Raw genomic sequence first — 8,023 nt, forward strand, 5'->3', positions numbered from 1 at the left:
TCCTGCCTTTTTATAATACACCAGTTAGAAGATAGGTTTCAATCTTTATTTTTCCCCGGTATATAAAATTTCCTCAGGTACCCTTCCCTCACCGGCAGATAATTTCCATTTACATACTTCACATTTTTAGATAACGTAAATTTGTTAATATAGGAAGTACACCAGTATGTCTTTTTCGTAATCTTCTTAATACTTTTTGGTAATACCGGGTCTTTTGATTTATTTGCGTAATACAGTAATTCGCCTGTTTTTTTCAAATAAACGAATCCATTCTCTGCCCCAAATACTTGTAACTGATTGTCTTTGTAAAACACATTATGCCCCAATGTTGTTACAGACTGTGGCAAACTTACACGCTTAAGATTTTTCATGTGTGCAAATGTATTTTGACCAACTCCTTCTCATAATTTCTTTTATCCTCATAAACCTAAACTCCCCGTTGTTGAACAAAACCCTCGCTCCAATTCAATCAAATTCTTTGCCGCACCCAGCATAGCCGCAAAAGAAGCTTCGCAAGGATTGGAATTGTAGTTTATTCCTAACAGTTTCACCTTGCGACTAGCCCTTACCAGTTCCTTCGCCAAATTCAAATCAGACTCTTTTATCGGCGCACCTTCCTTTTTCATAAAATCTAACCTTTTTTCAAAAAGCTTCTTATGTTCATAAATACAGTATAAGGACGGCATATGAACCGGTGCACCAACTCTTAAATTTGAAAAGAAAGACAACTCCGCATTCAAATCATATCGCGTATCTTCACAGTCCCTTCTTGAGTTTCTCGCATAAACATTTAACTCCCGAATTATTTTTGAAATATTGCTTTCCCATTTATAATCCGGTATTTCTCGATACCCAATCAACGCAATTTCTCCTTTTTCCGGACAATACGAAAGAGCTTCATAAAAGATGTCAAATGGTATCTGCGCATGTTCCCAGTTTTCATTATCAAAATATCCTTGGGTATAAAATACTTTCTTATCTCTATCATAACCGTAAACAAAACACCCATGCTCGTAAATTCCCGGATTTTGCTTTTTGTATAGATAATTTGTAATGATGGTTTCATTCCACAAAGCAAAACAATACTCGCCCTCATCAATCATCCCGCAGATATAATCACAAAGAATGGTTTCGCTGCAAAAATCATACGGGTATTCCATATAAGATTTAGCAAATACTCCTTGATCAGGGACAAAATCATAATAATCATAATCAGCATATTTTATCTGTCCATCAAACGAAGTATATTCCAAATGCATGTATTTATCATAGACCCATCCATTGGCGAACGCCTGCTCATCAATGATACTAAAGCAAAAGGCCTCTCCTAAGTAAGCCTTAATCGAAGGCTGTAAATTTTTTAATATTTTTTTCATTCTCCCTCTCCTGTTATATAAGTCGGTACATTACTTAATATCACATCATATCGTTTTAACTTCATTTTTAAATTCTTATTCGCAGAGGAAAACAACGTATCATCGGATGGATTAAGCGGTGATTGATTGATAACTCCTTTTTCTAAAAGGCACGAAATCGCTTTTTGAAAAATAATAAACCATTCACTCAAAACTTTGTCCATGTCCGTCCCTTTTTTCATACATTTTTTTCTATACCAAAAACTCAATTTGGCATTTCCCATATGTTTCCGTAGCTCTTTTCTGTCAATCCGCCCCTCTTGTTTTACAACATCAAAAATGTCAAAGCGCAGCAAATGTTTCCGAACATTTTCCGACAAAAAATCGCCTGCATACTCCTCAAACAACAAGGTCTTCTCTATTACATCTCCTGTCAATTGTTTATAACGAATCGTTATGAGCCGCTTTTTTTCATCAATCGAAAGAATTAAAACAATATCTTCGCATACTTTCTTTTCATCCACAAAATTTACTATGTAAGAGCCTTTCCTCAGATACTGTGATAATAAATTCCAAACGGGCTTTATCGCTGTGAGCGATTTGCACGGATATTCCAAGTATCTTTTTACTGCCACCCCGCTTTTCCAAAACTCACGAAGAGTCGGAAAACGCAGTTCTTTCTTCTTTTTGTCAAAAACAAGAGAAGAAAACAAATGATAGAAAAGACAAACGTCACAGTTCTCATTTCGCCCCATCATTTCAGCAATCTGCGACTCCATGGATGAAGATATATATGTTTTCTCTAATTCTATCATTTTGTTTTCTCCCTTCAAATCAACTTCCTTTTTTTAGTTTTGTATTCATAACATACAAGCAAATAAATACTACTGCACTAACAATACCCACTACAATTCCGTAATTTTGTATCGTGCCAATCAATTTCATGCACAAAACACTTATCAGCAATACACAAATTTGAGCAATACCTATCTTCAAAAATGTTGTTTCTTTTTTCAAGAAAAGCAATAACATAAAAATTGAAATAAAATCAAACACAAATAAACCAATACACTGTGACACAGCATCTGCTTTTAATGTTTTTGAATAGAATAATTCCTGTTCCTTTTGATACACTTGTTGTAAATTATTTATTCTATGCAACATCGTTCCCAAGATAACACTCGACTGAATCAATAGTGCCACCGCACCACCTGTTATGATATTTTTGGTTTTTGATTTTCTATCAAATGTACACAACAAGACTGCCATTATAATCAATTCCAAAATTGGAAAATCAAAATACCATGAATACTCACCTTTTAGCTGAAACATCTGCGAAAAAAGTTCTTGATTTTCCTTATTTCCAACTCCTAAAACCTTAATCATTGTATTAGACTGCCAATACTGTTGCAGTAAAGAGCGAACAAAACTGACAATCAAACCAAATCCTACAATTTTACAGAGGTTTAAGTTGTTGTTTTCCTTGATTTTTGTTCTTGCAATTATAATGCAGCAAATGATTAAACTCGCAAACAATATCCCTAATACCATTGCTCTGTCAGCAAAATACGTATTTGACACAATGTTAGCCTGTTTCGAATATTTAACACCACTAAGCAAGGCAAATATTTTTACCAGTTGCTGCATCAAAGCAGTATTTTTCTCTGCAAGTGTCAAGATGAACAGCCACAAAACACCACATGTATTTAAAATAATTGTGATATAGGCTGCTTTTTTTGCTCTTTTATAATTACAAAAAGCCCCCACTACCGTTAAAATAGAAACTAAACTTAAAGCAAGAAAAAGCATCCATGTAATCTTACTGATACTATTCCAATATGCCCATGTAATACCCGCCGAACCATATGGGTCAAAAATCAACCTGCTTTCTTTCATCATGGCGTTAACATCACATAGCTTACTATAAAAAACACACAAAATCATGGGTAGTAATAATACAGCATATGTCCATTTATTTTCTAACTTTTTCATTAAACCTCACCTCATTATTTATTTCCCGACGAATATGTAAAATTAGCAGCTAAATTAGGAGAAACATGTGTATAAGTTTTCTCCTGCTGTGATGTTAATCCCAAGGATATTGTACAATCTGAAGAGAAGGACGGATTAATCTGATAGGTTGTAGTGTCCTTTTTATGCCAATAATCTGCGATAATCATATTTGTACTCTTATAGTTTTTCTTATCGATTGCTAAATCATACTCAATAACTATATATTCTTTTAGCGACATTTTATATGGATACCAATTAGAACTCTTTATTTTACTCCAACTACTATATAAGTTCGGTGTAGCAATCACGCCTCTGGTATTATAATAATATTTAGGAACAACTGTTTTACTGTCATGCTGTACTTCATGGCCCCTTGGTGTAGTATTAGTAACTCTATAATCATAAAAATGACTTACACTTACTGTATCCACAAGGGGAGTTCCATATTTTGTACTTACGCCACAAATATCTATACCTCGACAATGAGGTGAAGACAACCATTCAGCCTTATACCACACTCGTAGCACACCACTTTGGTTTGAAGTTGACACAATAATCCCCTGTTGCAAAACTCCTGAGTTTACATCATTTCTAGAATTGTTATATGCTCTATCTGCAGCCTTGGCTTTACTATTCCATAATTTATTCAATATTGAATCTGATTTGACTTTTTTTATTTCATTTTCATATGTCTGAGATGCAATTTCATCAATCTCATCAGCTGAAATTTTTTCTAATAATCCCTCACTATTGACTTGATAATACACATTTACAGCTGAAATAATTTCATGATTTTCAATACTATCTATGGTTTTTTTATCCATAGAAACTAACTGTTGATCCATAATTCCCATCTCATTTAGCATCTGCTCTTTTTTTTCATCTAATATGCCTGTATCATGTTCTTTATCATACAATAATTTTTTGCATAATGCACTATCAGATTTAAATTTGTCGCAAAGATTTCTTCCATTTGATATAATTAAATCTTGATACTTATTTTTCGCATTCTTTTCAATTGCATATGAATCTATATTCTGCTCACACATAAATCCAATCATACTTATTACTGTGAAAACACTTAATACCTTTTTAACAACATTTTTAATCAACATTCCTATTCCTTCTTTCTCTGATTTTTCTTTTCTAATCGTCATATTCTGTAGAATAACTTTTTATTTAACTCATACTACCACGACCTTTCACTTTAGAAATAAACCAAGCCAACTTACCAGTTTTTTCGCTTGGATATAAACAATCAAGGAAAAAGAACTTGAACGTACTTTTTGCTTGATATTTTTCATAATAAGTAACAAACAATTCCTCAATGAACTTTTTTTCGCAATCATTCTCAACAACCAAATATACCTCAAATACGTTATAATCAATTTGGACAATCTGATATTGCATAACAACTTGTTCCAACTTGAAATTTATTTTACTAACAACATTATAGAATAAGTCACTATGACATCTCGTTCCATCCGAATTATATATCCAATCATTATCGCGTGCCATATTCAACTCAACAACAGGTTCCCTGCTTCCACACAAACACTTTTTATCTGTAAGTATTTGACCTCTATCACCAAGTTTGTATCTAACAAAAGGCATTACCTTATTATGTAATGATGTCACACATAGCTCATTTTGCCCAACACTCTCAATAAATACATTCTCTGAAACAATATGCATATTTCCACATGGACACTCATATGCAATTGAATTTATTTCATAGCACCCATATTGACTAGCCACTTTACAATCAAAAAATTTTTTAACCGTATTTTTAGTTTGGAGCGTAACTCTTTCTCCTGTTAATTCAATATATTTCAAAGATAGTTGTTGCTTTATTTTTTTCTTTGATAGTATATTAATAAATAACAAAATCACAGAAGGCTGAACAATCATCCAAGTTGGACTAAATTCAACAATCCTATTATATATTTTTATGATTTTTTCTTCTGTTAAATTTAATTTGTTAAAGCCAAGTCCTGTTTCTGTTTCTTCAAAGTCCATATCTTTCCCATTATATATTTTGTTAGAAAAAAAGTAACATCTTTTATCATTAGGCAAAACACCATAATATTCCTTCCGTCTCTTCCACAAAGGTATTAATGATTTTATATTTTGCCCTTTTTCCCAAAATATTTCCAAACACTCCCCAGTCGAACCTGATGTAACAACACGCTCAAGTTGACCATTTAAATATTGCATCATATATTCCGGTGAAAATAAAGAATCCTTATTTTCTAAAACCATCTTTTTATCAATAATCGGATAATCTTCCCATGTAGTTACCGGTTTATCACATAAATTATTATAAAATGGCACCTTTTGATAGGCGTATTCTGCCATCTTCTTTTGATTCATTTTCTACTCACCCCCACTGATTTTTTCCAAAAAAGCCACAAATGTACTTACCGTCTCCATTTCATCCAATAACTCTGGGTAATCGGTAAGACTTATTTCCCATTCTTCCTCAACTCGACTTACAATATCTAAAATTGTAACCGAATCAATCTCCAAATCCTCAAATAAATTTGTATCCTCTCGAATCTCATTTTCCGAAATTTCCGAATCCATCGCTTCCATAATCATTTTGACTACTTTATCCTGTGTTGTTTCCATAACTTTCCCCTTTGCATCTTTTTCCATTTCGGTTTCTCTTGAAAGCGGCAACTTTTTTAAAGTTGATGCATTTTTCCGGTATATGTATCTCTTTCCTTATCCGGTCTTTAATCGGCCGAATTTTTTCTTCACACTCTTCTTCATAAAGAATCATGATACCATCCCCCTCAACTCTGACAATGATATCAATTCCAAACCGTTCATCTGCCATTCGCTCAATACTATTCAGATTAATTCTTTTTCCAAACAACTTCACAAAATCATCACGGCGTCCTGTCAGATAAAGGTATCCCTCTTCATCTAAATAACCATAATCTCCTGTTTTTAAAATTCCCTGATTATCGTCACCTCGTGACAAGTCATCCATCCCATAACAGTATCCCATACTTACATTTCTTCCGGCATAACATACTTCGCCATCTTCAATCCATAATTTCCCATTACAGAGCACCTTGCCGACACTACCCTTTTTTCGCTGCATCTCTGTCCATGGCAGCACAGTCATCCTTGCCGTTGCTTCAGTCTGACCATACATAATTGAAAACGACTTGTCATTTTCATTACAATACTTTGCAAATTTATCACACAAATTCCGCGAAAGTCTTCCACCTGCCTGCGTATATTTTTTTATGGAATTACTTTTTCTAAAATGTCCACATTTCTCTAATAATTCATAGGTGTAGGGCACACCGGCGAAACTCGTGACACCATTTGCATTTGCAAATTCAAAAAAACTTTTTTGAACTACACTTTTCCCCGTAAGTAAAACCATCCCATGTTTCAACAAATGCGTATTCAACACGGAAAGACCATAGGTATAGGAAAGTGGCAACGACGTTATCGCAACATCCGCACTCTCAATCGCTAATGAACGACAGATATTTTTTGTGTTATCAAGCAGATTTCTTCTACTGATACGAACTAATTTGGAAATACGCGAAGTACCCGAAGTCGGTAAAAGAATTGCCAAATCCGGATGAATCTCTTTTGACACCTTCACTCTTTTTTCAAATAAGACTCGTTCGTTACCAATCTCTACTACTTGATAGCCAATTCTCTTCAAAAACAATTGGTTTGCTTTGATTGACAAAAACAAATATTCTGGTTGAAATTTTTCAATATACTCGGATAATTCAAACTCTGAAAGATTCTCATGTACAAGAATAGCTACAGTTCCTTTAAACAAACACCCAAGATAAAAAACAACAGATTCTATGTTGTTTCCCATCTCTATTACGACTAGCTGTCTAACGCTCAAATGTCTACCCACGTCGATTATTCTTTGCTTTAGTTCCCCATATGTAACCCGCCGCATGGAATCGTCCAGCAATGCGGTTTCCCTGTCTTTTGAATCTCCCCAAACCTTAATCGCTTTCTCCTCCTTTTACACTTTTTAAAAACTTGATTTGATTGTATCTTTTTTTTCTTACTTTGTCAACAAATATTTTGTTTTTTGAGTTTTTTTGAGTTTCCCCCCATTTTTATCCACAACCACATTATTTTCTATGTGTTGTTGCGAACAAGTTTCTAAAATATCCAAAAATATAAGGAATCTTCTTTCATTTTGATGTAAAATTAAGCTACCAAACAAAAATCTCACTAAACAAAAAGAAAGGGGATTCCTCATGACTTATTTTACATCAAATACTTACCAAATAAAATGAAAAATTTTAACTTTTTCAAATAAAATTTCAAAGTGCCTTTCAAAACCGGAAAAGAAATTCACTGCTGACATTACCTACGGCATGCTGGCTTCTGGAAGCTGCCTGCTGACCGATGTCGTTGACAAACTGCGGCTGCTTCTTACCTTCAGCGGGTGTGAAATTGGGTACCTGCCGCCCCCGTGATTCATATCGATGACAGCGATGTGGTAAAACCAGATGGTTACAAATTTGAATCACTTGGTATTGTCAGGGACGGCTCTGAAAGCACATCCACTAAAAATGTGTACAAAAAGAGGGGCTGTCTCAGTGAACTGCTTCCCGTCAAGTAGACAATTGAAAAAATATAAATTTTTCCTGCCA

The 8,023-nt window shown here is 34.1% G+C and carries 7 protein-coding genes and 1 pseudogene; all 8 read right to left on the bottom strand.

All coding sequences use genetic code 11. The features are described 5' to 3' along the window. Positions 1 to 38: 38 nt before the first annotated feature. Positions 39 to 383: pseudogene (locus DW019_RS14475) on the bottom strand (leucine-rich repeat protein); the annotation flags it as partial. Positions 384 to 419: 36 nt separating this feature from the next. After that, positions 420 to 1,376, bottom strand: coding sequence for a hypothetical protein (locus tag DW019_RS14480; RefSeq protein ID WP_118444022.1), 957 nt, complete (start codon positions 1,374 to 1,376; stop codon positions 420 to 422). Then, on the bottom strand, positions 1,373 to 2,170 hold the full coding sequence (locus DW019_RS14485; protein ID WP_147353043.1) for a hypothetical protein: 798 nt from the start codon (positions 2,168 to 2,170) through the stop codon (positions 1,373 to 1,375). The genes DW019_RS14480 and DW019_RS14485 overlap by 4 nt, the downstream gene beginning before the upstream one ends. Before the next feature lie 19 nt (positions 2,171 to 2,189). Then, complete coding sequence (locus DW019_RS14490) at positions 2,190 to 3,347, bottom strand: hypothetical protein (RefSeq protein WP_118444024.1); 1,158 nt, start codon at positions 3,345 to 3,347, stop codon at positions 2,190 to 2,192. 14 nt (positions 3,348 to 3,361) lie between these two features. Then, positions 3,362 to 4,483: a hypothetical protein gene (locus DW019_RS14495; protein WP_118444025.1), complete on the bottom strand. Its 1,122-nt coding sequence runs from the start codon at positions 4,481 to 4,483 to the stop codon at positions 3,362 to 3,364. Positions 4,484 to 4,547: 64 nt separating this feature from the next. Further along, on the bottom strand, positions 4,548 to 5,741 hold the full coding sequence (locus DW019_RS14500) for a hypothetical protein (RefSeq protein WP_118444026.1): 1,194 nt from the start codon (positions 5,739 to 5,741) through the stop codon (positions 4,548 to 4,550). Between the two features lie 3 nt (positions 5,742 to 5,744). Beyond that, positions 5,745 to 5,999, bottom strand: coding sequence for a phosphopantetheine-binding protein (locus DW019_RS14505; protein WP_182431163.1), 255 nt, complete (start codon positions 5,997 to 5,999; stop codon positions 5,745 to 5,747). Next, on the bottom strand, positions 5,980 to 7,329 hold the full coding sequence (locus DW019_RS14510; RefSeq protein ID WP_279217666.1) for an AMP-binding protein: 1,350 nt from the start codon (positions 7,327 to 7,329) through the stop codon (positions 5,980 to 5,982). The genes DW019_RS14505 and DW019_RS14510 overlap by 20 nt, the downstream gene beginning before the upstream one ends. Between the last annotated feature and the right edge of the window lie 694 nt (positions 7,330 to 8,023).

The organism is Clostridium sp. AF37-5 (assembly GCF_003477605.1).
Classification (GTDB): domain Bacteria; phylum Bacillota; class Clostridia; order Lachnospirales; family Lachnospiraceae; genus Eubacterium_F.

Excerpts from the sequence above, each read along its gene's own strand:
- DW019_RS14500 (WP_118444026.1), bottom strand. The coding sequence starts at position 5,741 with ATGAATCAAAAGAAGATGGCAGAATACGCCTATCAAAAGGTGCCATTT.
- DW019_RS14505 (WP_182431163.1), bottom strand. The coding sequence starts at position 5,999 with ATGGAAACAACACAGGATAAAGTAGTCAAAATGATTATGGAAGCGATG.
- DW019_RS14495 (WP_118444025.1), bottom strand. The coding sequence starts at position 4,483 with ATGTTGATTAAAAATGTTGTTAAAAAGGTATTAAGTGTTTTCACAGTA.
- DW019_RS14480 (WP_118444022.1), bottom strand. The coding sequence starts at position 1,376 with ATGAAAAAAATATTAAAAAATTTACAGCCTTCGATTAAGGCTTACTTA.
- DW019_RS14485 (WP_147353043.1), bottom strand. The coding sequence starts at position 2,170 with ATGATAGAATTAGAGAAAACATATATATCTTCATCCATGGAGTCGCAG.
- DW019_RS14490 (WP_118444024.1), bottom strand. The coding sequence starts at position 3,347 with ATGAAAAAGTTAGAAAATAAATGGACATATGCTGTATTATTACTACCC.